Origin of the sequence: Cohnella sp. 56, from assembly GCF_037963805.1 — a bacterium.
Classification (GTDB): domain Bacteria; phylum Bacillota; class Bacilli; order Paenibacillales; family Paenibacillaceae; genus Cohnella.
In genome coordinates, this window is record NZ_JAZDQE010000004.1 from 353,491 (window position 1) to 375,524 (window position 22,034).

23 protein-coding genes and 1 riboswitch are annotated in these 22,034 nt (G+C 62.1%); of the genes, 1 reads left to right on the top strand and 22 read right to left on the bottom strand.

The features are described from left to right. Positions 1–74: 74 nt before the first annotated feature. The 18 genes from VQ071_RS09965 to VQ071_RS10050 all read right to left on the bottom strand — a co-directional run bounded on the left by VQ071_RS09965 (position 75) and on the right by VQ071_RS10050 (position 17,230). Positions 75–1,508: a sensor histidine kinase gene (locus VQ071_RS09965; RefSeq protein ID WP_340513837.1), complete on the bottom strand. Its 1,434-nt coding sequence runs from the start codon at positions 1,506–1,508 to the stop codon at positions 75–77. A 3-nt stretch (positions 1,509–1,511) separates the two neighbouring features. Beyond that, positions 1,512–2,228: a response regulator transcription factor gene (locus VQ071_RS09970; RefSeq protein WP_340513977.1), complete on the bottom strand. Its 717-nt coding sequence runs from the start codon at positions 2,226–2,228 to the stop codon at positions 1,512–1,514. A gap of 35 nt (positions 2,229–2,263) precedes the next feature. Continuing rightward, positions 2,264–3,526 carry a cytochrome c biogenesis protein CcsA gene (gene ccsA / locus VQ071_RS09975; protein WP_340513838.1) on the bottom strand — a complete coding sequence of 421 codons (1,263 nt, stop codon included), beginning with the start codon at positions 3,524–3,526 and terminating at the stop codon, positions 2,264–2,266. Beyond that, entirely contained in the window at positions 3,523–5,202 is a 1,680-nt protein-coding gene (gene resB / locus VQ071_RS09980; protein ID WP_340513839.1) for a cytochrome c biogenesis protein ResB, read from the bottom strand. Before resB ends, ccsA begins: the two co-directional genes overlap by 4 nt. A gap of 24 nt (positions 5,203–5,226) precedes the next feature. After that, positions 5,227–5,757, bottom strand: a complete 531-nt coding sequence (locus VQ071_RS09985) for a redoxin domain-containing protein (RefSeq protein ID WP_340513840.1) — start codon at positions 5,755–5,757, stop codon at positions 5,227–5,229. Positions 5,758–5,874: 117 nt separating this feature from the next. After that, positions 5,875–6,615: a pseudouridine synthase gene (locus VQ071_RS09990; protein WP_340513841.1), complete on the bottom strand. Its 741-nt coding sequence runs from the start codon at positions 6,613–6,615 to the stop codon at positions 5,875–5,877. Positions 6,616–6,690: 75 nt separating this feature from the next. After that, positions 6,691–7,221, bottom strand: coding sequence for a spore maturation protein (locus VQ071_RS09995; protein ID WP_340513842.1), 531 nt, complete (start codon positions 7,219–7,221; stop codon positions 6,691–6,693). Positions 7,222–7,278: 57 nt separating this feature from the next. Continuing rightward, the gene (locus VQ071_RS10000; protein ID WP_340513843.1) at positions 7,279–7,926 is read right to left on the bottom strand and encodes a nucleoside recognition domain-containing protein; all 648 of its coding nucleotides are present in this window, start codon (positions 7,924–7,926) and stop codon (positions 7,279–7,281) included. A gap of 13 nt (positions 7,927–7,939) precedes the next feature. Then, positions 7,940–9,163, bottom strand: coding sequence for a D-alanyl-D-alanine carboxypeptidase family protein (locus tag VQ071_RS10005; RefSeq protein ID WP_340513844.1), 1,224 nt, complete (start codon positions 9,161–9,163; stop codon positions 7,940–7,942). 332 nt (positions 9,164–9,495) lie between these two features. Next, the gene (gene ytfJ / locus VQ071_RS10010) at positions 9,496–9,972 is read right to left on the bottom strand and encodes a GerW family sporulation protein (RefSeq protein ID WP_340513845.1); all 477 of its coding nucleotides are present in this window, start codon (positions 9,970–9,972) and stop codon (positions 9,496–9,498) included. A gap of 146 nt (positions 9,973–10,118) precedes the next feature. Further along, complete coding sequence (locus tag VQ071_RS10015) at positions 10,119–10,817, bottom strand: DUF2953 domain-containing protein (protein WP_340513846.1); 699 nt, start codon at positions 10,815–10,817, stop codon at positions 10,119–10,121. A gap of 66 nt (positions 10,818–10,883) precedes the next feature. Then, positions 10,884–11,654 (bottom strand): SMC-Scp complex subunit ScpB, encoded by a 771-nt coding sequence (scpB, locus tag VQ071_RS10020; RefSeq protein ID WP_340513847.1) that lies wholly within the window; start codon positions 11,652–11,654, stop codon positions 10,884–10,886. After that, on the bottom strand, positions 11,623–12,435 hold the full coding sequence (locus VQ071_RS10025) for a segregation and condensation protein A (RefSeq protein WP_340513848.1): 813 nt from the start codon (positions 12,433–12,435) through the stop codon (positions 11,623–11,625). The genes scpB and VQ071_RS10025 overlap by 32 nt, the downstream gene beginning before the upstream one ends. A gap of 97 nt (positions 12,436–12,532) precedes the next feature. Further along, entirely contained in the window at positions 12,533–13,003 is a 471-nt protein-coding gene (ribH, locus tag VQ071_RS10030) for a 6,7-dimethyl-8-ribityllumazine synthase (RefSeq protein ID WP_340513849.1), read from the bottom strand. 5 nt (positions 13,004–13,008) lie between these two features. After that, complete coding sequence (locus tag VQ071_RS10035) at positions 13,009–14,307, bottom strand: bifunctional 3,4-dihydroxy-2-butanone-4-phosphate synthase/GTP cyclohydrolase II (protein ID WP_340513850.1); 1,299 nt, start codon at positions 14,305–14,307, stop codon at positions 13,009–13,011. A 26-nt stretch (positions 14,308–14,333) separates the two neighbouring features. Continuing rightward, on the bottom strand, positions 14,334–15,002 hold the full coding sequence (locus VQ071_RS10040; RefSeq protein WP_340513851.1) for a riboflavin synthase: 669 nt from the start codon (positions 15,000–15,002) through the stop codon (positions 14,334–14,336). 4 nt (positions 15,003–15,006) lie between these two features. Beyond that, the gene (gene ribD / locus VQ071_RS10045) at positions 15,007–16,113 is read right to left on the bottom strand and encodes a bifunctional diaminohydroxyphosphoribosylaminopyrimidine deaminase/5-amino-6-(5-phosphoribosylamino)uracil reductase RibD (RefSeq protein ID WP_340513852.1); all 1,107 of its coding nucleotides are present in this window, start codon (positions 16,111–16,113) and stop codon (positions 15,007–15,009) included. Positions 16,114–16,371: 258 nt separating this feature from the next. Further along, positions 16,372–16,558, bottom strand: a riboswitch (FMN riboswitch). Positions 16,559–16,801: 243 nt separating this feature from the next. Beyond that, the gene (locus VQ071_RS10050; protein ID WP_340513853.1) at positions 16,802–17,230 is read right to left on the bottom strand and encodes a peptidylprolyl isomerase; all 429 of its coding nucleotides are present in this window, start codon (positions 17,228–17,230) and stop codon (positions 16,802–16,804) included. A 21-nt stretch (positions 17,231–17,251) separates the two neighbouring features. Between VQ071_RS10050 and VQ071_RS10055 the strand changes: the two genes are divergently transcribed. Next, entirely contained in the window at positions 17,252–17,458 is a 207-nt protein-coding gene (locus tag VQ071_RS10055) for a hypothetical protein (RefSeq protein ID WP_340513854.1), read from the top strand. Between the two features lies 1 nt (position 17,459). Here the strand turns inward: VQ071_RS10055 and lysA are convergent, their stop codons facing one another. The 4 genes from lysA to VQ071_RS10075 form a co-directional block, all read right to left on the bottom strand. Further along, the gene (lysA, locus tag VQ071_RS10060) at positions 17,460–18,791 is read right to left on the bottom strand and encodes a diaminopimelate decarboxylase (protein WP_340513855.1); all 1,332 of its coding nucleotides are present in this window, start codon (positions 18,789–18,791) and stop codon (positions 17,460–17,462) included. Between the two features lie 128 nt (positions 18,792–18,919). Further along, positions 18,920–20,584 (bottom strand): spore germination protein, encoded by a 1,665-nt coding sequence (locus VQ071_RS10065; RefSeq protein ID WP_445293281.1) that lies wholly within the window; start codon positions 20,582–20,584, stop codon positions 18,920–18,922. Between the two features lie 228 nt (positions 20,585–20,812). Then, a complete protein-coding gene (locus VQ071_RS10070; protein WP_340513857.1) occupies positions 20,813–21,244 on the bottom strand; it encodes a stage V sporulation protein AB in 432 nt (143 codons plus the stop codon). Then, positions 21,237–21,869 (bottom strand): stage V sporulation protein AA, encoded by a 633-nt coding sequence (locus VQ071_RS10075; RefSeq protein ID WP_340513858.1) that lies wholly within the window; start codon positions 21,867–21,869, stop codon positions 21,237–21,239. Before VQ071_RS10075 ends, VQ071_RS10070 begins: the two co-directional genes overlap by 8 nt. Positions 21,870–22,034: the final 165 nt, after the last annotated feature.

A 22,034-nucleotide genomic window follows, 5' to 3' on the forward strand; every position in this document is an offset into this window, starting at 1 on the left:
CACCGATAAAAAAAGGCCCGCTCCTCCTACCCAAGAAGCGGACCTCCCTTCATTTTGTTGCAGCATAGCTGCGGTCAATCTCCGACCGGGATCAGCAGCTTGAACTCCGTGCCTTCGCCGTGCGTGCTCGACACGCGGATCGTACCGCCGTGCGCCTCGACGAGATTGCGGACGATGGCGAGTCCGAGCCCCGTCCCTGCCTTGGCGTCGCGCTTGCGGGCCTTGTCGGCCTTGTAGAAGCGCTCGAAGATGTAGGGCAAGTCTTCGGCGGGAATTCCCTCGCCCTCGTCCCTGACGGCAATCTCGACCTGCTGCGTGCCGGTCTCGTCCTGCCGCACGCAGGCGCCGAGCGAGATCGACGCGCCTGCCGCCGTATGGCGGAGCGCATTGTCCATCAGGTTGGTGAGCACCTGCTCCAGACGATCCGGATCGGCGCGATGAAGCCTCAGCTCCGCCTCCTCTCCGAATCGGACCAATTCGATGCCCCGCTCCTTGGCCAGCGCGGAGAACTTGCGCTGCACGCGCGCGAGCAGCGCGTTCACATCCACTTCCTGCATCGTCATATCGATGTAGCCGGCCTCGAGCCGCGCCAGATCGAGCAGGTCCTTCACGAGCCTGCCCATGCGCAGCGATTCGTCGTGGATGACCTGCACCAGCTCGTGCCGCTCCTCCGGCGTCGAAGCGATGTCGTCGAGCAGCGCCTCGCTGTAGCCCTGCACCATCGCGACCGGCGTGCGAATCTCGTGCGACACGTTCGCGACGAAGTCCTTGCGCATTTTGTCCACCCTGAACTCCTCGGTCACATCGCGCAGCACGGCCACCGCGCCACCGCCCGCATTAACCCCGCCCGAGGCGACCGGCGTCATGACGACCGACCATACGCCGCTCTGGACGTGGATCTTGCCCGTATGCGTCGCGCCTCTGGCGATCTGCGTATCGTAGATCTCGCGCAGCGGATCGGGCACCGAAGCCCGCACCGGATCGCCGCTGTCGTCCTCCCACTTCAGTCCGCGCCACGCCTCGAGCAGATGACGCCCTTCGGGATTGGTCAGCTTGACGCGTCCCTCCGCATCGAACAGCAGTACCGCATCGCTCATGCTTCGGAGCACGCTGTCGAGCTGATCGCGCTCGTACTGGATGTCGCGGATGAGCGTGCTCAGCTCGGACGCCATCTGGTTGAAGCTGTTCGCCAGCTCCCCGATCTCGTCCCAGGAGCGGACGACGAGCCGCGTCGAATATTCGCCCTGCGCGACCCGGTTGGCCGCCTGCTTCATCTCGCGCAGCGGCTGCGTAATCTTCGTCAGCAGAAAAAAAGCGAAGAACGTCGTAAGCAAAAAGCCCACGGCGCCCGAATAAATAAACAGATGCTTGATCTCGGCCAGCGAATCGGCGCTGACCGTCACGTCGACGATCTTGAGCAGGAACAGCCCGACCGTCGAGATGACGACGGCGACGAGCAGGATGATCGTGAGCCACAGCTTGCCGACGACAGTTCTCCAGATCGCCATCGCTTACTTGGCGACCTCGAGCTTGTAGCCGACGCCCCACACGGTCGTGATCATCGACGCCGCTTCGGTCGATACGCGGTTCAGCTTTTCCCGCAGCCGCTTGACATGGGTGTCCACCGTGCGCAGATCGCCGAAGAAGTCGTAGTTCCAGACGTCCTTCAGCAGATCCTCGCGGGAGAACACCTTGTCCGGGGAGCTCGCCAGATAGTGCAGCAGCTCGTACTCCTTGGGCGTCAGGTTCACTTCCTGGCCGCCGGCGGTGACGCGGTGCGCGTCATGCTCGATGATCAGATGCGGGAATACGATGTTGTTGCTCGTGTTCATCTCTTTGGACAGGAACGCGGTCGCGGACGACCGCCGCAAAATCGCCTTGATGCGGAAGATCACCTCGCGCGGGCTGAACGGCTTGACGACATAGTCGTCGGCCCCGGCCTCGAAGCCTTGCACGCGGTTGACCTCCTCGCCCTTGGCCGTCAGCATGATGACGGGCGTTGCCTTGGACTGGCGCAGACGCGAGCATACTTCCATGCCGTCGACGCCGGGCAGCATCAGGTCGAGCACGATCAGGTCGTACTCCTCCTGCAGCGCCATTTTCAGCGCGGTCTCGCCGTCCTCGGCCTCCTCGATGACATAGCCTTCCTTTTCCAGATACATCCGCAGCAGACGGCGGATCCGTTCCTCGTCGTCCACGACCAATATGCGATTTCCGGCGCTCATTATAGGGACAGACCCCTTTCTCCAGTTCGTTGTATACGTTATACGCCAGCGTAGGAATGCAGGCCCGCGATGACGAGGTTGACGCCGATCAGCGTGAACAGCACGACGATAAAGCCGATGACGGCAAGCCATGCCGAGCGCGTGCCCTGCCAGCCCCGCGACAATCTTAAGTGCAAGTATGCGCTATAGAACAGCCAGGTGATGAGCGCCCATACTTCCTTGGGATCCCAGCCCCAGAATCTCGACCAGGCGATCTGCGCCCAGATCATCGCGAAGATCAGCGCCCCGAGCGTGAATACCGGGAAGCCGATCGCGATCGCGCGGTAGCTGATCTCGTCGAGATCCTCGGGATCGATATCGGTCAGATGCGGATGGATGACGGCGGCCAGCGGACGGCGCGCGATCAGGCGCAGCAGCCCGTACAGGATCGCGCCGGACAGCACCGACCAGATGACGGTGTTGAGCTTGCGGCCGGCATTGACGCCGTTCATCCACGACGGGGCCTCGAACAGCGGCTTGGTGATGCCCAGATACGGCTGCATCGAGATCTGCTCGCTGTTGTACGGCGCGGCGATCGGCGGCAATCCGTATTCGACCGTCTGCGTGACGCTCTGCTCGGCGCCCTGCTGGTCGATATGAACCTCCTCCTGACGGAAGCTCGCTTCGTAGCCGCCCCCGCGGAACGCGAACACGGACACGAGGAATCCGATGATGACGACCATGAAAAAGAGCACGAACTCGACCCATTTCTGCTCGCGTCTTCCCTTCTTGTCGGTGCGGCTGAAGTCGATGACGCGCAGCAGCTGCACGAGCGCGGCAGCGAAGGCGACGGCAAAGAAAGCTTCGCCGGTCGCGGCGGTCGTGACGTGGATCTTGAGCCAGTAGCTGTTGAGCGCCGGGATCAGCGGCTGCACTTCGGACGGGAATACCGCCGCATAGGCGACGATGATGACGACGAGCGGCAGCGCGAACGCGCCGAGCAGGTTGTTGCGATAGATCGAATGCACGACGATGAACGCGAATACGATCGCCATCGCGAGGAAGGTCATGAACTCGTACATATTGCTCGTCGGGATGTGGCCGCCGCCCTTCCAGCGGGTGAAGAAGAAGGTCAGATGGCACGCCCAGCCGACGACCGCGAGTACGAAGCCGATCCGTCCCCAGCGGCGGTTGTGCAGTGCGGGCTCCCGGTTGCTCCAGCGCTTGCCGGCGACCGCGATCGCGTAGCTGATGAAGGAAGCGCAATACAGGTAAAAGGCCGCCTGGAACGCGGCGCTGCTAATATCGAGCCATTGGTTCAACGTGTATTCCTCCTGTTATCGAGCACCTTCGGATCGACCGGGATGCCGCATTTGGCGAGTGCGGACGCTGCGTCCGCCCGGATGCCGTACGTATTCTTGTTCGTATGCGCACCGAGCGTGAGCCGTCCGTCGTCGATGCGAACCCAGATGCGGCGATGCTGCCAGTACAAGCCCATGATGACGCCGATCATGAAGATCGCCGCGCCGATCCATACGTACGGCATCGCCCGGTCCACCCGGACGTTGAGATAGGACGTATACTGGGAAAACGTTACGTTTTCCATTTTGCCTACCTCGAAGTTGAAGCGGCCGGAGTTGCTGCCCAGCCTCTTGAAGCTGTCGTTGATCTGCTGCTGCACGCCCTTGTCCGCCGCGCTCGGCATCGGGAAGTAGATGTACAGCTCGCCCTTGGCGTCCAGATCCGGCCCCGTAATGCGGAAGACGAACGCCGGATTGTTGAAGTCCCGGGACTTGGTCATCGGCGCGCCCTCGGCGTCGAGGCCGAAGTCCGGATACACGTCGCTGAGCGTGAGCGTGTACGGTCCCGCCTGCGACTGCTCGGCCGGATCGCTCATCTTCAGGTCGAACGGGCCGTAAGACTGTCCGCTCACCGCATCGATCAGCATCGGCTTGACCTCGATCAGGCGGATCTTCTGCTCGAAGTTGAACTGGTAGAACTTGAGGCCCTTGTACTCGAGCGGCGAGTTCACCTCGATCGCGTGGGACTCGACCGGCTTCAGCACGGGGTCGTGCAGCGGATCGTCCCCGCAATACTGCGTACATGCGTACAGCGTCGCCTGCGTCTGATACAGCTTGGCCCTGGCGATACCCTTGAGGTTGTCCGGCAGCTCTTCGTCCTTGTAATATTCGACCGTGAACTTGTCGTTGCCGATGTAGTACTCGGTGCCGGGCACCTGCTTGACCTGATGCTCGTCCACGCCGACATACTGGTCCATATGCCAGGCCGGCACGCTTCTGCCGAGCACGGCCAGCAGGAAAATAATCAGGCCGATATGGTTGATGTACGGCCCCCAGCGGCTGAACCGGTTTTTCTCGGCCAGCAGCGCAGAGCCCTCCGTCCATACCCGGTAGCGCTTGCGGCGCAGCTGCGCCGCGAAGCGCTCGACCCACTGTCCTGCGTCGCCCTCGACCTGCATCTGCAGCACCGTCTGCTGCCGCGTGAGGAACGTCATATGCTTGCGCACCTGCTGCTTGGACAGCGCCTTGTACAGCGGGAGCACGCGGTCGAGACTGCAGATGACGAGCGACGTGCCGATCATGACGAGCAGCCCGATGAACCACCAGGACTCGTATGTACGGGAGAAGCCGAGCGCCTGGTACACCGTGCCCCAAGTTCCGTAGGTTTCCTTGTAATACTTGGCGGGCTCGTCCAGATTAATGAAGGTGCTCTCCTGCGGATAGATCGTGCCGATGGCCGAACCGATCAGCGTGAGGATGATGAGCCAGATGGCGATCTTGACCGACGAGAAAAAGTTCCATACGCGGTCGATGACGGCCGGGTTCTGCTTCTGCGAACGCCTCGCGGCTCCGTCATATCGCATCTCCAGCGGCGTGTCCAGCGGCAGATCTTCCACCAGCGGCTTGCCGCAAGACTCGCAGAGCACGGTCCCCGCAGGGTTCTGGTGGCCGCACTCGCACTTCGTATTTTGTATCAACTCTAGCTGCCTCCTGTCAGAGCCCTAATCCTTGCCCAAGAGCCGGGCGATGCGCGACTCGATCGTCTCCTCGCTCATCGGACCTCCGATGACGATGTCCTCGATCACGCCGTCCGCATTGATGAAGAAGGTCGTCGGATACTCCTTCAGCCCGTAGGCCTTCTCCGTCTTCTTGTTTTTGTCCAGCAGCACCGGGAAGCTGATGCCGTAGGACCGCAAAAAGCTGTTCACGCTGACGCGGTCCTCGCTCAGATTAATCCCGATGATCTGCGCCCCTGCGTCACTCCACTTGTCGTATTGCGCCTGGATCGCGGGCATCTCGTTCCTGCAGGGCGGACAGAACGTGCCCCAGAAGTTGATGACGAGCGGCTTGCCCTTGTAGGAGGCGAGGCTGTGCGTGGCGCCGTCGAGGCCGAGCAGCTCGAACGACGGCGCTTCGCTGCCCGGCTTAAGCGCTTTATTGGGCGTCAAAAAGGACTGACCAATCGCATATCCCCCGACGAGAAGAACGACGGCCAGTATCATATATTGGATCGGTTTGCGATAACGCTTCACTTTGTCACCACCGGCGCCTTTTTTACCATTATAACGAAAATACCGGATTCAAGGGCAAACGCCCCGAGCTCCGGTTTTGAACATTGTGTGACACGCCTGCGGCGGCAAGGTGTCAAGCTATTCGCCGCTCTCCGCCTGCTTCGCCGCATCCCGCAGTTGCTGCACCTCGCCATCGGTCAGCTTCCGGTATTTGCCACGCTGCAGATTGTCCAGCGAGAGCCCGCCGAACGATACGCGCTTGAGCCGGATAACCGGGTGATGGATCGCTTCGAACATGCGTCTGACCTGGCGGTTGCGTCCTTCGCGGATCGTGATCGAGATCGTCGCCTGCTTGCCCTCGGGATCGACGTCGTGGTACTCGATCTCGGCTGGCGCCGTCATGCCGTCCTCGAGCTTGATGCCCTTCTGCAGCTTGTCCAGCGCAGCGCCGTGCGGCACCCGCTCGACGGTCGCCAGGTACGTCTTGGCTACGTGATGGCGCGGATGGGTCAGCAGATTGGCGAGCTCTCCGTCGTTCGTGAGCAATAGCAGGCCTTCGGTGTCGTAATCCAAGCGGCCGACCGGGTACACTCGTTCCTTGACGCCCTTGAGGAAGTCCGTCACGACCGTGCGGCCTTTCTCGTCGTGCATGCTCGTGATGACGCCCTTCGGTTTATTGAACAGCAAATAAAGCTTGCTCTCGGTTTTGATCTTGTTGCCGTTGACCGCAATCTTGTCCTTGGTCGGATCGGCCTTGACGCCGAGTTCCTTCACGACCTCGCCGTTGACGGTCACCTTGCCGGCCGCGATCAGCTCTTCGCATTTGCGCCGCGACGCGACGCCGGCGTTCGCGAGTATTTTCTGCAATCTTTCTTCCACTGATGGTTCACCTCACCCCCCATCATACTCCGACGGCGGGCTTTGCACAACTTGGAAACCGGTACGAAGGGGATATTAGAAGAGGAGCCAGCAGGCGAAGACGGCGGCGAAGAAGCCGACCGCGTCGGAGAAGAGGCCGACCTTGAGCGCATAACGGGCGTTGCGGATGCCGACCGCGCCGAAGTAGACGGTCACGACATACAGCGTCGTGTCCGTGCTGCCCTGGATGACGGATGCGATTCGTCCGACGATGGAGTCGGGCCCGTGCGTCTTGATGAGGTCGGTGGCGAAGGCGAGCGAGCCCGCGCCCGTGATCGGGCGCAGCAGGCCGAGCGGCAGCACGTCGCCGGGAATGCCGAGCGCATGGAAAAAAGGGCTGAGCCAGCCGACGAGCAGATCCATCGCGCCGGACGCGCGGAACATGCTGATCGCGGTCATCATGCCGACCAGATGCGGGATGATGCCGACCGCCGTCTGAAAGCCGTCCTTGGCGCCGTCGACAAAAGTCTCGTAGACGGGAACCTTGCGGAAGGCGGCGACAAGCGGGATGAGCACGATAAACATCGGGATCGCCCAGGCGGAGACCGCATTCAGAAATCCAACCATTTTAGTCGCTCCTTTCCGTAGTCCGGCGGGATAGGTCAGATCGGGATCGCGTCAAGATCAGATCGATGCCCTCGGCTGATCCCGGCTCACCGGAGCGGAGCGCGAAGGCGGTGCCGCAGGCGGCTTGACCCGGTCGCGACGCCGGTACCAGCGGTCCGCCAGTACGGCCGCACCGGTCGAGATCGCCGTGGCGAGCAGCGTCGGCCCGATTATGTCCGCCGGGTGGGCCGCGCCGAAGTTCATGCGGATCGCGATCAGCGTCGTCGGCACGATCGTGATGCTGGCCGTATTGAGCGCCAGCAGCGTGCACATGGCGGGCGTCGCGACCGCCGGATTCGCATTGAGCTTCTGCAGCTCCTGCATCGCGCGGATGCCCATCGGGGTCGCGGCATTGCCGAGGCCGAGCAGATTGGCGCTCATATTGGACAAGATGTAGCCGAGCGCCGGATGATCCTTGGGCACGTCCGGGAACAGCCAGCGCACGACCGGCGCCATGAGCAGCGACAGCCGCCGCACGATGCCGGACACCTCCGCAATTTTCATCAGTCCCATCCAGAATACGAGAATGCTGATCAAGCCGAAGCATACCGTCACGCCCGTCTGCGCGCCGGAGAAGGCAGCCTCCGTCACCTGCTGCACGCGGCCGTTCGCCGCCCCGAAGACGACGCTAAGCGCGATCATGCCGAGCCATATCCAGTTGACCATGCGCTCGCCCCCTTTATGAGATCGACAATAATGCGCGGCAAGCCTCCCGCAGGCTGGCGCCGAGCGAGCGCCCGCCGCCCGCAGCCGGCTTCGCGGTCGTCCCGCGCGCCTCCGGCGCGCCGACCGGCGTCTGCGGCAGCAGCTCCACCGCGCCGATCCGCTTGTCCGCCAGCCAATAGACGAGTCTGCCGCGATAACCCAGGTTGTAGTCGACCGTATCGACGCCGTACAGCATGAGCTCCGTCCGGAGCTTGTCCCGCTCGCCTGCGGCCAGCGGATAGCTGAAGGCGGATGCCGCCGCGAAGGGATATCCCTTTATAGACTCGCCTGCGGCGATCAAGGTCTGCAGCGGATACGCGGTGAAGCCATAATCGAGCAGCTTCGCATGATCGTTCCAGTCGTCGCCGTCGTTAAGCGTGACGGCGGCCAGCTGCCGGCCGTCGCGGGTGGCCGAGCTGACCAGCGTCCGCAGCGCCTGCTTCGTATACCCCGTCTTGACGCCGTCCGCGCCTTCGTACATATTCAGCATTTTATTTTTGTTGATCCACCGGTAATCCCACGATTCCGCCGGATTCGGCGCCGTCTTGACCTTCGTGCTGACGATCTCGCGGAACGTCTTGTTATGAAGCGCATAGGCGGCGAGCCGCGCCATATCGTCGGCGCTGGCATAATGTCCCTTCTGATCGAGACCGCTCGGATTGGCAAAGTGGCTGTGCGTCATGCCAATCTCCTCCGCCTTGGCGTTCATCAGGTAGACGAAGCCCTCCAGCGATCCGCCTACATGCTCCGCGACCGCGACTGCCGCGTCGTTGCCCGAACGCAGCATCAGACCGTACAGCATGTCCTTCAGCTTCATCTTCTCTCCGGCCTTCAGATAGATCGAGGAGCCCTCCTTGCCTGCGGCCCGGCTGCTCACCGTCACCAGGCTGTCCAGATCGCCCTGCTCGATGGCGATGATCGCCGTCATGATCTTGGTCGTGCTGGCAATGAGCATCGGCTCGTCCCCGTGACTGCTGTACAGCAGCCGTCCGCTCGTCACGTCGATCAATGCCGCTGCTTTGGCATGCGTCGAGGGCTTGGCTGCGGGCCGCGGGGCCGTCTGATCTGAAGATCTGCTCTGTGAAGGCTCCGCGCTGACGCGTGCAGTGCCGTCCGGAGTGTATAGCGACAGCATCACGGCCGCAATCAGCGCGATCGCGCAGATCCTCGCGTTTCTTCTATTGGCAATGCCTGGCATTTCGGTTCCTCCCTGTACCGCTTGGCAATCGTTGCGTCTATCCATTGTATGCGGGCATGTCCGGCGTTATGCGAACGAGCCCCGGACCGCAAATTGCGAATGATATCTTTCGAGGAGACGTGAACGCTTGAACATTTTTGTAACGCGAGGCTCCGGCCCGGGATGCAAAGCGAAGTTCATTTCCGTATATACCGAATATTTTGCCGGACAATTAAAGTGTCGTGAGCGGCAATACATACTGACTTGTTCGCATGCAAAAGAAGCGCAAGGCCTCTGCCACGGCGGCGGGAGCGGCCTTGCGCTGTTTCTGATGCTTCGGAGAAGTTGTCGAATCAGTGGGAGGAGCTGCCCGGATCGGTCGGAACCGAAGCGATGCGGCCTTCGAGTATTTCGTCTTTGTCGCCCCGGAACATGCGCTGCAGCTTGTCGACCCAGGTCGGCGCAGCGTCTATCAGGCGCTCGAACAGATGCGTCTGATTGTCGAGCGGCACGACCTTGACGCCCTGCGCGCCGACGACGAGAAAAGCGATCGGGCTGATCGATACGCCGCCGCCGCTGCCGCCGCCGAACGGCATCTGCACCTGGGCATTGTGGCCGTCCTGCTGGCCTTGCTTGTGCTTGCCTTGCTCCTCCATGCCCTGGAACTCGGAGCCGCCCGCCGCGAAGCCGAAGCCCACTTTGCTGATCGGCAATATCACGCTGCCGTCCGGCGTCTGTACCGGTTCGCCGACGATCGTATTAACGTCGACCATTTCCTTGATATTTTCCATCGCAGTCTGCATCAAGCCCTGAATCGGATGTTCGGACATAGCTGTGACTCGCCTCCTGTGCTGTATCTGTCGTGCTGAACGCTGCGCGGCAATCGGATGAATAATACCCTCCGCCCCGATTAGGGTATCCTGAGCCGCGGCGGAATATGTACGTCGGCCGGCGAGACGGCCTTGTGCTGCAGCGGCTATGGCTGCGTGCGGCCCGTCATCGCTCCGCGGCTGCGCAGCAATCCGCGCAGCGCTCCGCCGGATTGCAGCCGCGGCAAGACGCGAAGCGCGTGCGCCAGCGCCGTGCCCGTCCGGATGCGGAAGTCCGCCTCCCACACGATGGACAGCTCGACGGCGTTGAACGACGGCTCGACACTGCCGTACGGGTGCGCCCTCAGCTTCACGAACCGATCCAGCAAGCCCACGGCTATGCCGAGCACGGACCAGCACAAGCCGGTCGCCACGCCGGTCGAAGCCGCATCGCCCGTGCCTATGCGTATGTCCATCCGGTATCGCGTGCATTCAATTTTCCGTAGGCCTGCCAGCACCCAGCTCTTCATCTCTCGCACCGAACGCAGCAGATCATAGACCAGCAGCCTCAGCCTCCGGATGCTCCGCAGGTTCAGCAGTCTGCCCCGGCTCTGGTCCGACTGCTGCGCCCCCGCCTTCGTCGTCTTTTTCATCGTGTCGAAAGATACGCCCGAACGCATGATGCGAATCGTCGGGATCTCCATCTTGAACCGGTACAGACCGTACAAAGCATGCACGATGACGATGAACTGGTCCAGCTTGCCGCTGCGCGAATACCGTATCCGGATGCGGACAAAGGACAGGCATACGGCGAAGAAGACGGCCAGCAGACCTAATATTCCTGCCGTCCACAACCAAAAAGCCATACGCTCCCCGCCTTTCGCATGGGGATAGTATGGCCTAGGCGCATCGGATCATGCGCAAATGAATGATCAGAATTCCCAGTCGTCGTTCTTGGGCGCGGCCGACTGCTGCGATCTGGACGGCGGCTCGTCTGCGTCCGCTCCGCCATTCGCCGCGCCGGACCCCGACGCCTCGCCGCCGATCGCATCGTCGGCCGGGTCCGTATCCGGCTCGTCCTCGGGGATGCCCGCCAGCAGCGCGCGATCCAGATCGTCGAGCGACAGCTGCCGGCCCTCGATCCGCTCGAACAGCATGCGCGTGCGCTCCTCCATCTCGTCGTCCGCCTCGCCCACGACTGGATCGGGCAGGTCCTCGATGCCGGACAAGCCAAAGTAGTCGAGGAACGACTTGGTCGTCCCGTACAGTATCGGCCTGCCGATCTGCTCGGCGCGGCCGACTTCCTCGATCAGATCCTTGGCTACCAGCGTCTGCAGCGGACGCTCGGCCTTGACGCCGCGTATTTCTTCGATCTCGACTCTCGTGATCGGCTGGCGGTAAGCGACGATCGACAGCGTCTCGAGCGCCGCCTGCGAGAGCGGCGTCCGGGCCGGCGAATAAGCGAGCTTCTCGAAGTAGGCCGCATGCTCGGGCGCCGTCGTCAGACGATACGTGCCGGCGATCTCGGCGATCCGGATGCCCCGCTTGCGCCGCACGAGATCCTTTTGCAGATCTTTGACGATGTCGGTGACGACCTCGCCGTCGACCTCGACGACCTCGGCGATCGTTTTTTTGGTCAAGCCGTCTTCGCCCGCGACGAACAGCAGACCTTCAAGTACCGATTTCAAGGTCGAATAATCCATCGTCGTCGGCCTCCCTTCCCGTCCACGTCAGCACGATCTCGTCGAACAGCCCGCTCTGGTGGCAGCTTACCCAGCGCCGCTTCATCAGCTCAAGCACCGCCAGGAACGTCGCGACGATCTCCTCGCGCACGGGCGCATCGCCGATCAGCTGCGAGAACATCACCTTCGCTTCGCCGGCTGCTCCGCGCGACTTCAGCACCGACATAATATCGCGGATCCGATCCTTGACCGATATCTCGTCGCGCTGAATCGCCGATATCCGGTTGCGTCCCGCGGCGCGTCTGAGCGCCTTGCGGAAGGCGCGCACCAGATCGTCGACATGCAGTCCTTCGACCGGATTGCGCTTCACGTTCGGCTCGAACGGCGTGAGATCGTACGGCTCGCGCGTGAATACGAGACTGCGTTCGAGCTCATGCTCCCGCAGCTGCCCGGCGATCGCCTTGAACTTGCGGTATTCGATCAGCCGCCGGATCAGCTCCTCGCGTGGATCCTCGCCGTACTCGTCCACCTCCGTCAGCCAAGGCTCGTCCGTAACCGGAGGCTTCGGCAAGAGCTGCCTGCTTTTCATGGACAGCAGCGTCGCCGCCATCACGAGAAACTCGCTCGTCACGTCCAGCTCGAGCTCGGTCATCGCCTCCAGATAGGCCATATATTGATCGGTTATATCGCTGATCGAGATGTCCTCGATCGCGATCTCCGCTTTGTCGATCAAGTGAAGCAGCAGATCGAGCGGACCTTCGAACGTCTCCAGCTTGTAAAGTACGGTCGTGCCGATTGTCATTCACCCTTCCAGCGAGATAAGCGAGGAGGCGGAGACGGTAGCGGCCAGGGCGTCAGACCCTCTCATCGCCTAGTGCCCCCGCCCCTCATCCGGCTGCTCAGCCTTGCAGCGCCCGCGTCAGATTGGCCATCTCGATCGCAGTGGCCGCAGCTTCCCAGCCCTTGTTGCCCGCCTTCGTGCCCGCGCGTTCGATCGCCTGCTCGATGCTGTCGACCGTCAGCACGCCGAACACCGTCGGCACGCCGGTCTTGAGCCCGACAGCGGCCACGCCCTTGGCGGCTTCGTTGCACACGTAGTCGAAGTGCGGCGTGGAGCCGCGGATGACGGCACCCAGCGTGATGACGGCGTCGTACTTGCCGCTCTCGGCCATCTTCTGCGCGATGAGCGGGATCTCGAATGCGCCCGGCACCCAGGCGACCTCGACCTCGTGTTCCTCGGCGCCGTGGCGCTTGAACGCATCCAGCGCGCCCGACAGCAGCTTGGAGGAGATAAACTCGTTGAAGCGCCCGACGACGACGCCGTATTTTAACCCTTGGGATATGAGATTGCCTTCGTATACAAATGCCATGACATTCATCCTCTCTTCGGCGCAACGCCGGTCTGTTCGTTTTGTTCGATCGTCTGGATCGGGGGCAGCGGCTGCTCCTGGTCCTCCGCGAAGGAGAGCAGATGCCCAAGCTTCGTCCGCTTCGTTCTCAGGTACGACTTGTTGTCTTCGTTTTCCTGCATCTGAATCGGCACGCGCTCCACGATCTGGAGGCCGTAGCCCTCGAGCCCGCGAACCTTGCGCGGATTGTTCGTCAGCAGCCGGATGCGGCGGACGCCGAGATCCTTGAGAATCTGTGCGCCGATGCCGTAGTCACGCAGATCGGGCGCGAATCCCAACTTAATATTCGCCTCGACGGTGTCCAATCCCTCTTCCTGAAGCTGATAAGCGCGAAGTTTGTTCAGCAGGCCGATGCCGCGGCCCTCCTGGCGCATGTACAGCAGTACGCCCCGGCCCTCGCGGGCGATCTGCCGCATCGCGGCTTCGAGCTGGGGACCGCAGTCGCAGCGGTGCGAGTGGAAGATGTCCCCGGTGAGGCATTCGGAATGAACCCGCAGCAGGACGGGTTCGCTGTCGTCGATGACGCCCTTGACGAGCGCGACATGCTCCTTGTTGTCGACCTCGTTCGTGTAGGCGACCATCTCGAACTCGCCGAAGTCCGTCGGCATCCGCACGGATACTTCGCGCTTCACGAGCTTTTCCTTGTCGTTGCGGTAACGGATCAGGTCCTGGATCGAGATCAGCTTCAGACCGTGTTCCTTGGCGAAAAGCAGCAGGTCGGGCAGACGGGCCATCGTGCCGTCTTCCTTGATGACCTCGCAGATGACGGCCGCCGGCTCCGAATCGCACAGCATCGCCAGATCGACCGCCGCTTCCGTATGGCCCGAGCGGCGGAGGACGCCGCCTTTTTTCGCGATCAGCGGGAAGATGTGACCCGGCTTGCGGAAGTCGCCCGCCTTCGACTCAGGGTCGATCAGTCCCTTCACGGTCATCGCGCGCTCATAGGCGGATATTCCGGTCGTCGTCGAGATATGATCGACGGACACCGTAAACGCGGTACCGTGATAATCCGTATTGTGGCTGACCATCGGCGGCAGGTCGAGCTGCTCCGCCCGCTCCTGCGTGATCGGCGCGCATACGAGGCCGCGCGCCTTCGTGATCATGAAGTTGATCACTTCGGCCGTCGCCTTTTCGGCGAGCGCGATCAGATCGCCTTCGTTTTCCCGGTCCTCATCGTCCACGACGAGCACCATCTTGCCCTGCTTGAGCTCCTCGAGCGCCGCCTCGATCGTATCGAACGGCGTATCGAATTCCGTATGTTCCATGGGATTTGCCCCCTTCTGCTTGCGTATCAGAAGCCGAATTCTCTCAGCTTCGCCTCGGTGAGTCCGGATGCGGCCGTTTCCTGGGAGCTTCTCCCCTGTCTCTCATGCAGCAGATGATCGATATATTTGCCCAAAATGTCGTTTTCCACATTCACCGTATCGCCTGCCTGCTTGTGTGCGAGCGCCGTCTCCGCCAGCGTGTGCGGGATGATCGATACGGCGAGCGTACCGGCCGTCCGGTCGACGGAGACGACCGTCAGGCTGATGCCGTCGAGCGTGATCGAGCCTTGCGGCACGACGAGCCGCAGCAGATGCTGCCGGTCCGGCCGCAGTCGGAATACAACCGCATTCGCCTCGGGCGTCCGCGATACGATCGTCGCCGTGCCGTCCACATGTCCCTGCACGATATGGCCGCCGAACCGTCCGCCGGCCAGCATGGCGCGCTCCAGGTTGACGTGCTCGCCCGGCTTTAACCCTTTAAGATTCGTATGTCTGTAGGTCTCCGGCATGACATCCGCGCTGAAGCCGGCGCCGTCATAAGCGACGACAGTCAGGCACACGCCGTTCACGGCGATGCTGTCCCCCAGCTTGACGCCTTCAAGCACCTTGCGCGCGGACACCGTCAGCAGCAGCGCCTCGCCGCGGCTCTCGATGCGCCGCAGCCGCCCGACCTCTTCGATGAGTCCCGTGAACATCCGTTCAGTCTCCTTCCGCCGGGCGCACAGGATAGCCGGTGACGCACCAGTCATCCCCATAGCGCTCGATCGACGCGATCTTGATATTCGCCGCATCGCCCATCAGCTCGGGGCCGCTGAATGCGAACCCGGACGGCGCGCCGTCGCCCACGATCTTGGGCGCATAGAACAGCATGAGCTTGCTCGCGAGGCCCGCTGCGAGCAGCGAGCCGTTGAGCACGCCGCCGCCCTCGGCCAGCACCGAGCCGATCCCCCGCTCGCCGAGCGCCCGGAGCCCTGCGGCGAGATTCACGCGCGGCCCCGGACCGCAGCGGACGATGTCGGCGCCCGCTTGACGCAGCCGCGCCGCGGCCGTCTCGTCCGCCTCGTCCGTCGTCAGCACGAGCGTCGGCGCCGCATCGTTCAGCACACGCGCGCCGGGCGGCAGCCGCAGCCGCGAGTCGACGACGACGCGGAGCGGGTTCAGGCCGGGCACTGCGAGCCGCGTCGTCAGCTCCGGATCGTCCGCCAGCACGGTGCCGGCGCCGACCATGATGGCCTGGTGGCGGTGCCGCAGCGTGTGGACGGCCTCGCGCGACGCGGGGCCGGTGATCCAGCGGCTGTGGCCGGTGCGCGTAGCGATCCGCCCGTCGAGCGTCAGCGCCGTCTTGATCGTCACGAACGGCATGCCCGTCACGATGAAGTGGTTGAACGCTTCGTTGAGCGCGCGCGCCTCGTCGCCCAGGAGGCCCACCTCGACGTCGATGCCGCTCTGCCGCAGCTTCGCGATGCCGCTGCCGGCGACGAGCGGATTCGGGTCCTCCGTCGCCACGACGACCCGCTTCACGCCTTCGGCAATCAGCCGGTCGCAGCACGGCGGCGTCCGCCCGAAGTGGCTGCACGGTTCGAGCGTGACGTAGGCCGTCGCGCCGACGGCCTCGGCGCCCGCCATGTTGAGCGCGTGAACCTCCGCATGCGCCTCTCCGCGCTTCAGATGCGCGCCGATGCCGACGATTCGTCCGTCCTTGACGACGACGCAGCCGACCATCGGGTTGATGCCCGTCTGCCCTGCGGCGCCTGCCGCCGTCTGAAGCGCGAGGCGCATATAGAACGCATCGCTCAGCAGCTCCATTCGCCTCTCACCTCTTCCCTTCCCTTTTTTCCCTTGCCGGACAACATAAAAACCCCGGAGATCATCCTCCGGGGGCAGTAGACGCACAGCATAGAACAGACCCGCAGCGTGCATGGACGTGGCGACGGTCGTATAGAAGCCTATGGATGAGAAGTCGGTTGTGAAAAGATGCACAAACAAAGCCGTGTGTGCGGCAATCCGTATCCATCGCAAATATACGTCTAAGCCTAGCCCAAAAACACGCGCGTGACCGCGCTGCGCTCCCTTCTCCCATCCAGACTGTAACTGTCGGTCCCGGACTCTCACCAGGTCCACCGCTTCGCGCCTTCACTCGTATGGTGGGCGCTAACACGGGTCACGGACTGACGGCCGTCCCTGCTGCATACAGATGGCAGGGATGCCGATCACCGCCGGTGGGGAATTCCACCCCGCCCCGAAGGCAAGCTGCGTCACGGCATGAAGCCGGAACGCTGAAAAAATTGTAACACTATGGGGTGACAATAGCAAGTATAATTCTGACAATTTAAGTCGGATTAGCCTTTGCTTGTCTGCCTGCCCTCAAGTGGCAGACGGCAGACCGTGTCGCCGCACAGCTTGCATTCGTATGGACGCATGGCGTTCGTACGCACAAAAAAGCCCGCCTCCGGCAAACCGGGCAGCGGGCTTGAACAGACGATGAGCGATGATATTATTCGGTAACCGCGATCGACTCGAACTTGTCGCCGCCGCGAAGCGCGTCGACATACTCCATGCCGGAGACGACCTTGCCGAATACGGTGTGGACGCCGTCCAGGTGAGGCTGCGGGGCATAGACGATATAGAACTGGCTGCCGCCCGTGTTCTTGCCGCGGTGAGCCATTGCGAGCGCGCCGCGCTCGTGCTTGTTCGGATTGATCTCGCAGTCGATCTCGTAGCCCGGGCCGCCGGTGCCGTTGCCGTTCGGGCAGCCGCCTTGCGCGACGAAGCCGGGAATGACGCGATGGAAGCTCAGGTTGTTATAGAAACCCGTGTTGGCGAGCTTCTCGAAGTTGGCCACCGTATTCGGCGCATCCTTGTCGAACAGTTCAATGACGACCTCGTTGCCGTTCGCCAGTTTGATCGTAGCTTGCTTGGACATAGGGGATCAGCACTCCTTCATTTGACTCTTTTTGACTCGTCCCATCATACTACATTTTGGGACAAAAGGGAAAAGGCCGGGCGGGAAGCGATTCGCTTCCCGTTCGGCCTTCAAAGCATCCCTGCGCTCGTCATTCCGGCGTTGATCATCCCTGCGCTCGTCGTGCGAACGCCGGGCGGCGCCGGAGATCGGCTGCCAGCCGGCTATGCCGCCGTCGCGTCCGGATGAATCAGCCGCGAACCGGCTGCTTCTTCAGGCGCTCGGGCAGCAGATCGTTGCGGGCGATGTCCTCGAACGACTCGCGGGCGACGACCAGGTCCGCCTGTCCGTCCTTCACGAAGACGACCGCCGGACGGCGAATGCGATTGTAGTTGCTCGCCATCGCGTAGTTGTAGGCGCCCGTGCAGAATACGGCGAGCACGTCGCCGGACTTCACGGCCGGCAGCTTGAGATCCCAGATGAGCATGTCGCCGCTCTCGCAGCACTTGCCGGCGACGGATACGAGCTCGGTCGCTTCGTCCTGCGGACGGTTCGCGAGCACTGCTTCGTACTTGGACTCGTACAGCGCGGGACGCGGGTTGTCCGTCATGCCGCCGTCGACCGCGATATACTTGCGGACGCCGGGGATATCCTTGCTCGTGCCGACCGTGTACAGCGTCGTGCCGGCGTCGCCGACAATGCTGCGGCCCGGCTCGACCCAGATCTCGGGCAGCGGATAGTCGGCGGCCGTGAAGGACGAGATGATCGCGTCCGTGATCGCCTTGACATATGTCGCGACCGGCAGCGGCGTATCGCCTTCGACGTAGCGAATGCCGAAGCCGCCGCCGAGGTTGATGACGGAGAACGTCTTGTCCAGCTTGGCGCGGACTTCGATCGCGAACGCCGACACTTTGTCCACGGCCATGCGGAAGCCTTCGACCTCGAAGATTTGCGAGCCGATATGGGAATGCACGCCCAGCAGGTTGAGCTGCGGCTGTGCCAGCGCTTCTTCTACGGCGCGCAGCGCGGTGCCGTTGCCAATGTCGAAGCCGAACTTGGAGTCCTGCTGGCCGGTGGAGATGTAGTCATGCGTATGCGCCTCGACACCCGGCGTCACGCGCAGCAGAATATTTACCTTTTTGCCGTGCTCGCCGGCAATCGCATTCAGCAGCGCGAGCTCCGTGAAGTTATCGACGACGAAGCAGCCGATGCCCGCCTTCAGCGCCATCTCAATCTCGTCCGGCGTTTTGTTGTTGCCGTGGAAGTGAATGCGCTCGGCCGGGAAGCCTGCCTGCAGCGCCGTATACAGCTCGCCGTCGGAGACGACGTCGAGGCTCATGCCCTCTTCTTCGGCGACGCGGCACATGGCCATGACGCAGAATGCCTTGGATGCGTAGGCGACCTGGAACTTCAGTCCCGTCGCGCGGAATGCTTCGACATATTCGCGCGCGCGCTGGCGTACGAGCGCCTCGTCGACGACGTAGAGCGGCGTGCCGAACTTCGCGGCGAGCTCGAGCGAATCGACACCGCCGATCTCAAGATGGCCTTTTTCGTTGATGCGGCTTGTTCCGTGGAAGTACATGTATAATTTCCCCTTTTGGACTGGAATGCATAATTCAATAGTATGAGTATATCCCAGTTCGCCATTTGGGGAAATGGAGGATTTCGCGCATCATTTGCATTCCTGCGTCATCCGGCGCCGCCGGGACGTCATACCGGCTGCTTGTCGCTCTGCTTCGCCCTGTAGATCGACGGGCGCGTACGGCTCTTGGGCAACGGCCTGCGCAGCAATATGTTGATCAGCGCCGGTCCGTTAAACGGTATCAGCGGCCACATGTACGGCGTGTTGTAGGAGCGGACCATCACCAGCGCGATAAATATGATCGTCGAGCAGGCGATAAAGCCCGGCAATTGAAACAAGAAGACGGACAGCAGCAGCACAAGTCTGACAATGCGGTTGGCCAGCCCCAGCTCGTAGCTCGGGGTGGCGAACGTGCCGATCGAGGCGACGGCCATATACAAGATGACCTCGTTGATGAACAACCCCGTCTTGACGGCGATATCCCCGACCAGGATCGCCGCGACGAGCGATACGGCCGACACGAGCGGCGAGGGCGTGTGGACGGCGGCCAGCCGCATCAGATCGACGCCGATCTCGACGAGCAGGAACTGTATGACAAGCGGTAGATCGCCGGTCTTGTCCGCGCCGATGAACCACAGCCAATGCGGGCGAAGATGCGCGGATTCCGCGTACATGTACCAGAGCGGGAGCAGGAACATCGACATCAGGATGCCGATGAATCGGACGAATCGAAAGTAAGTGCCGATGAACGGGCTTTGCCTGTTCTCCTCCGCGTGCTGGATCAGGTCGAAGTAGGTCGTCGGCAGCATCATGACGCTCGGCGACGTGTCCACGAGCACCGTCACGCTTCCGTCGAGCAGATGGGAGGCCACTACGTCCGGCCGCTCCGAATAACGCACGAGCGGGAACGGGTTCCAGCTCGTCTTGACCGTCACCTCCTCCAGCTGCTTGTCGGCAAGCGGGATGCCGTCGATCTTGACCGCCTTGATCTTGTCCCGCACCGACTCGACGAGCTTCGTGTCCGCGATGTCGTCGATATAGACGATTGCCACATCGGTCTTCGTCCGATCCCCGACCTTCAATATTTCGAAGCGCAGCTTCGGGTCGCGCAGGCGGCGGCGGATGAGCCCCACATTGGACAATATATTTTCGGTGAAGCCATCCTTGCTGCCCCGCACGACCTTCTCAAGCTCGGGCTGCTCCGGCTGACGCCCGGGGTACTGCTTCGCATCGAGCAGCAGCGCCCGCGGCTCTCCGTCCACATAGATCGCGGCATTGCCCATCAGGACATCGTTCACCATCTCCGTGAACGAATCGGTTTTTCGAATCTGGACCGTCGGTACATAATATTGGAAAAAGCTCTCCAGCGCATCATGTCCGGTGCTGTCGGGCGACAAATAGGTGAGCCGCTTCAGGATCTCCATCAGAGAGGCATCCTTGGCGAAGCTGCTTAAAAACAGCAAGCCCGTCCGAGCGCCGCCAAGCGTCATCTCCCGCACCTGAACGTCAAAGGACGAATCCATGCCGAGCGTTTTCTTCACCTTTTCGTGCCAGTCCTCGATATGCACAGGAATCGGATCCTGCCCCTCGTCCTTACCCTGGGCCTTATCCTGATTCTGGGTCTTGTCGTGACCCCGAGCCTGCTTCCGGCCCTGAGCCTGCTTCTGGTTCTGTTCCCGGTTCTGTTCCTGGTTCGGTTCCTGGTTCGGTTCCTGGTTCTGTTCCCGGTTCGGTTCCTGCCGCTCAGCCTGCATCTTGTCCGCTTCCCGGTCGCTGTCGCTGTCCTGCGTCATCTGCTCCGGCGCCTCGGACTTCTGCCGCCCGTCCGCTTGCTTTTCCTCATGTGAGAACTTGTCCTTGCCCGTCCGCTTGCGCCTGCTCCCGCCCTCGCCCGGAACGAGCGGGCGGATCATGGAGGAGCCGTTTGCTTGGACCGGTTCGTCCTGTGGAGGGCCGCCTTCCTTGTTCAGATCCATGCTTCCATGCTCCGTCATATCCATGCGCGATCTACCCCTTGTCGATTAATCCATCCGTTGGAAAACAAACCAGTCCGCCAGCGAGCCGGCGACCTTGCCGAGCACCATGGCGAGCAGCAGCAGCAATAAATAAGGACCGAGCCTGAGACGCTTGGCGACGATCGGAATAACGTTGAGCACCTCGGTCAGCGCTGCGGCGAGCATGCCGACGAATACGCCTTGGAATACGGCGGGCACAAGCAGCCATCCCGGTCCCAGCGAGAGACGCCAGTCGAACAGGTCCGCACAGTTGAAGCCAATCACGCCCGCGAGCAGCGCAGACTCGAATACTGCCGACCGCCGGTGCGCGCGCGTCAATTGAACGAGTCTGGGTACCAGGTCCAGCACGATCAACAACGCGACAAAGGCGCTTCCTACCGCGAAGCCGCCCGACAGTCCGATGACCGCGACGAGGACCTCGCCAGCCAGTTCAGGCATCCGGGCCGTCCTCCCGCTCTCGGGTTTTGGCGTACTCCTCCGTAATTACATAGTGGTTGACATTTTCCTGGTACATGAACATCTCGACCTCCAGCGGATTCGGCTCGTCGTTCAGACGCTTGCGGAAGACGCGGTTGAAAAAGATGAGCATGCCGAGGCCGACGCCGAGCGAATACGGAACTTCGAACAGCCAGGCATGACGCTCAGGCCGCCCTGTCAGCAGCTCGATAATTCTCCGCTGAACGTCCGGCATATCCACGTCTGCATGGAAATTCATGATCGCCATTCCCGATCCGAAAAAAAGCAGCAGCCAGGCAGCGATCAGCAGCGCATACCGGGGCCGGCTCTTGCCGCCGGGAATTGTCTCCAGCAGCACATGCGGCTCGCCGAACGTCTCCACCGTCAGCGCAGGATTCATCTGCCGAATCAGCCGGACGATCTGAAGCATGTCGATCATGAGCAGATTGCCGTCCTCGGGTCGCATCTTCCATACGATTAGCTCGCGAAGCTTGACCGCATAACGGCGATCGGTCTCGATCGAAGCGATGTCCCCCAGTCTGATCACCGCGCCCGGCAGTACAACTACCCTTCTGCGCAAGCGCAAATAAACAATCCCGGCTTCCATCCGCTTCACCTCCAGGCGATCGTTTCCTTGTAGTATGAAGCAATGCCGGGGATACAATCCGCGCGAAGCACAAATAAGCCGCAAGACCGGTAGCGGTCCTGCGGCCAACTTATTGAAGTCGCTCTGCCTCATGCGCCTTTGCTGCCGGGATTCTCCGGCGGCGGT

Excerpts from the sequence above, each read along its gene's own strand:
- VQ071_RS10005 (WP_340513844.1), bottom strand. The coding sequence starts at position 9,163 with ATGCCAGGCATTGCCAATAGAAGAAACGCGAGGATCTGCGCGATCGCG.
- VQ071_RS10065 (WP_445293281.1), bottom strand. The coding sequence starts at position 20,584 with ATGACGCAGGACAGCGACAGCGACCGGGAAGCGGACAAGATGCAGGCT.
- VQ071_RS10040 (WP_340513851.1), bottom strand. The coding sequence starts at position 15,002 with ATGTTCACGGGACTCATCGAAGAGGTCGGGCGGCTGCGGCGCATCGAG.
- VQ071_RS09995 (WP_340513842.1), bottom strand. The coding sequence starts at position 7,221 with ATGGTTGGATTTCTGAATGCGGTCTCCGCCTGGGCGATCCCGATGTTT.
- VQ071_RS10035 (WP_340513850.1), bottom strand. The coding sequence starts at position 14,307 with ATGGAACATACGGAATTCGATACGCCGTTCGATACGATCGAGGCGGCG.
- VQ071_RS10050 (WP_340513853.1), bottom strand. The coding sequence starts at position 17,230 with ATGTCCAAGCAAGCTACGATCAAACTGGCGAACGGCAACGAGGTCGTC.
- VQ071_RS10015 (WP_340513846.1), bottom strand. The coding sequence starts at position 10,817 with ATGGCTTTTTGGTTGTGGACGGCAGGAATATTAGGTCTGCTGGCCGTC.
- VQ071_RS10070 (WP_340513857.1), bottom strand. The coding sequence starts at position 21,244 with ATGCCTGAACTGGCTGGCGAGGTCCTCGTCGCGGTCATCGGACTGTCG.
- lysA (WP_340513855.1), bottom strand. The coding sequence starts at position 18,791 with ATGTACTTCCACGGAACAAGCCGCATCAACGAAAAAGGCCATCTTGAG.
- VQ071_RS10000 (WP_340513843.1), bottom strand. The coding sequence starts at position 7,926 with ATGGTCAACTGGATATGGCTCGGCATGATCGCGCTTAGCGTCGTCTTC.
- scpB (WP_340513847.1), bottom strand. The coding sequence starts at position 11,654 with ATGGATTATTCGACCTTGAAATCGGTACTTGAAGGTCTGCTGTTCGTC.
- VQ071_RS09965 (WP_340513837.1), bottom strand. The coding sequence starts at position 1,508 with ATGGCGATCTGGAGAACTGTCGTCGGCAAGCTGTGGCTCACGATCATC.
- ytfJ (WP_340513845.1), bottom strand. The coding sequence starts at position 9,972 with ATGTCCGAACATCCGATTCAGGGCTTGATGCAGACTGCGATGGAAAAT.
- ribH (WP_340513849.1), bottom strand. The coding sequence starts at position 13,003 with ATGGCATTTGTATACGAAGGCAATCTCATATCCCAAGGGTTAAAATAC.
- VQ071_RS10075 (WP_340513858.1), bottom strand. The coding sequence starts at position 21,869 with ATGGAAGCCGGGATTGTTTATTTGCGCTTGCGCAGAAGGGTAGTTGTA.
- VQ071_RS10025 (WP_340513848.1), bottom strand. The coding sequence starts at position 12,435 with ATGACAATCGGCACGACCGTACTTTACAAGCTGGAGACGTTCGAAGGT.
- ribD (WP_340513852.1), bottom strand. The coding sequence starts at position 16,113 with ATGGAGCTGCTGAGCGATGCGTTCTATATGCGCCTCGCGCTTCAGACG.